We start from the raw sequence: 2,595 nt of genomic DNA, 5'->3' as shown, positions 1-2,595 counted from the left end.
TTTTGAGACAGCCCCTTTTTATATTTTTGAATAAAATCGATAAAAATCACAATAATGAAGGTAATATAATATGTCATTTATATCTAGAATATAGGGAAGAATAGTTATAGATATAAACATCCAAAGTGGTGGCAGTCATGGGGGAATGGAAGTGATAAAAATTTTAGTTGTTGATTTAATTATATTCATCGTTTTTTGTATCGCATCAATCGTTGGTTATCAACGTTCTTATCGAATTAGTCTTGTCAATTTAGTGATTCACCTCTTTTCAATTTTTTTATCAGCTTTAGTAGCGGGGGCACTTGTCAATAAAGTGGTATCTTATCTTCCTAAGAAGCTTAAAGTATCTTTATTTGTACCAGATAGTTTTTATTATTTAATTGAGCCTTATGAAGAAAATATCATTCCTTTTATTGTTTTTTTTATTTTGTTTGTCGTTGCATTTGTGATTATTAAGAGTGTAGTTTATGTTTTTTCAGTTAATTATGAATGGCATCAATATTTTTTTCCATCCGCAAAATTTAATCGGATTGGTGATGGTTTGTTAAGTGTTTTATTAAGTATTTTAAATGCATATACGTACGTTATCGTGATCGTTATTATTTTAGCCTTTCCACTATTTGATTTCGTTAAACCTTATTCACTGAGCAATTTATTACTTAAGGTGAATCCGTATGTGTCTCATTTAGTGGAGGAATTTTATCAACCGTATGAAGACGTGAAAAAGAGTATTGATTTATTTGGCAATGAATTAGATGATCTCTTTGCTAATAATAAAGTTAATCTGAATCAATTAGAGCAGTTTATTAAGAAACACCCGAATCAACGTCAAGAAATTCAAGCGGCATTTAAAGAGTTTCTTCCTTTTATGGCCACGACGTCAGCATATTTAAGTTTCTTTCTTGATAATAAAATAGATGCACATGAGATGGAGGCTTACTTAACTAGCATGAAGACGTATATCGATCATAATGTCATCACATTGGAAATTTTTAATTCTTATTATAAAGAGTTGATTCGCAATGGAACGTATGATAGACTTATTGAGGATGAAGTCATCAGTGATGAAGCTTTGAAGACTTTAATCAATAGCGGCATGCTAAATGATGATAATCTAAAAAAGTTAAAGAATATGTAACACTTCATTGACATATACTAATTGAGGTGTTATAATCAATAAATGTGAATATCATGTGGAAAGAAGAAGTACCCACTTCTCACCTGATTAGCTAGAGCTGATAGGTTAAACGTCACTATCGTTACGACGATATTGTTAATGTGATTGTGATTTAAACGTGGGCGCTTACTAAGTGCTTACGTTTTTCTTTTTTTCCATGAATGTTCTATAAAATTGGAGGTGCTCATCATTAGCAAGAAGAATGTAAAAAACGAGAGCTTAATCAATGAAGATATCCGCGCTAAGGAAATGTTAGTGATTGGTCCTAACCGCGAACAACTTGGTTTAATGCAACGTAAAGATGCATTACGTGCTGCTTCTGAGAAAAACTTAGATTTAGTATGTGTTGCACCACAAGCAAATCCTATTGTTTGTCGTATTATGGACTACGGTAAATACCGTTATGAACAACAACGTCACGCTCGTGAGGCTAGAAAAAACCAAACAACTGTGACTTTAAAAGAAGTTCGCTTAAGTCCTAACATCGAACAGCATGACTTTAATACAAAATTAAAAAATGCTCAAAAATTCCTTACAAAAGGTGATAAAGTTAAAGTTAGCGTACGTTTCAAAGGTCGCGAAATCGCACACACTGAATTCGGACGTAATGTTTTAACTCGCTTTGCTGAAGGGTGTGCTGAAATTGCGGATCTTGAATCAAATCCAAAACTTGACGGACGCTCAATGTTTCTCGTTTTAGCACCAAAGAAAAAGTAGAAAAGATAAAGGAGGAACTCTACCATGCCAAAAATGAAATCTCATCGTGGAGCTGCTAAACGCTTTAAACGTACAGGATCAGGGAAATTAAAACGTTCTCACGCTTATACAAGCCACTTAGCTCATAACAAAACAACTAAACAAAAGAAACACTTAGCTAAAGCTGCTATCGTATCAAACAGCGACTACAAACGTATCAAAGATATGTTATATAGCTTATAATAATCACTAAACATTTTTCGTAACAACAAAGGAGGAACTCATTATGCCACGTGTAAAAGGTGGAGTTGTATCACGCAAACGTCGTAAACGCGTTTTAAAATTAGCAAAAGGTTACTTTGGATCTAAACATACATTATACAAAACAGCAAACGAGCAAGTAATGAAATCATTACAATATGCTTACCGTGACCGTCGTCAGAAAAAACGTGACTTCCGTAAATTATGGATCACTCGTATCAACGCTGCTGCTCGTATGAACGGATTATCATACAGCAAATTAATGCACGGATTAAAATTAGCTGGAATCGAAGTTAACCGTAAAATGTTAGCAGATTTAGCTGTATCTGATGCTGCTGCATTCGCTACTTTAGCAAACACTGCTAAAGAAGCAATGAACAAATAATTAATTTGATCATTATTTTTAAAATCTTATTAGACACTACTACTTGGTAGTGTCTTTTTTTGGCTCTTTGTCAACT

Annotated in this window: 4 protein-coding genes and 1 other annotated feature; all 4 genes read left to right on the top strand. The window is 33.3% G+C overall.

The window, feature by feature from the left end:
* Window positions 1–151 precede the first annotated feature (151 nt).
* The 4 genes from NEH74_RS03145 to rplT all read left to right on the top strand — a co-directional run bounded on the left by NEH74_RS03145 (window position 152) and on the right by rplT (window position 2,519).
* Complete coding sequence (locus NEH74_RS03145) at window positions 152–1,138, top strand: CvpA family protein (protein WP_055305589.1); 987 nt, start codon at window positions 152–154, stop codon at window positions 1,136–1,138.
* Window positions 1,139–1,192: 54 nt separating this feature from the next.
* Window positions 1,193–1,332: a sequence feature (ribosomal protein L20 leader region), on the top strand.
* Between the two features lie 25 nt (window positions 1,333–1,357).
* Window positions 1,358–1,894, top strand: coding sequence for a translation initiation factor IF-3 (gene infC, locus NEH74_RS03140; RefSeq protein WP_201023070.1), 537 nt, complete (start codon window positions 1,358–1,360; stop codon window positions 1,892–1,894).
* Window positions 1,895–1,918: 24 nt separating this feature from the next.
* Window positions 1,919–2,116, top strand: coding sequence for a 50S ribosomal protein L35 (gene rpmI / locus NEH74_RS03135; RefSeq protein WP_055243299.1), 198 nt, complete (start codon window positions 1,919–1,921; stop codon window positions 2,114–2,116).
* 43 nt (window positions 2,117–2,159) lie between these two features.
* Window positions 2,160–2,519, top strand: a complete 360-nt coding sequence (gene rplT, locus NEH74_RS03130; RefSeq protein ID WP_055243298.1) for a 50S ribosomal protein L20 — start codon at window positions 2,160–2,162, stop codon at window positions 2,517–2,519.
* Window positions 2,520–2,595: the final 76 nt, after the last annotated feature.

Origin of the sequence: Turicibacter sp. GALT-G1, from assembly GCF_025594995.1 — a bacterium.
In the GTDB taxonomy this organism is placed as follows: domain Bacteria; phylum Bacillota_I; class Bacilli_A; order MOL361; family Turicibacteraceae; genus Turicibacter; species Turicibacter bilis.
The sequence above is the reverse complement of the archived record's forward strand: the minus strand, read 5'-3'. Positions and strand labels throughout refer to the sequence as shown.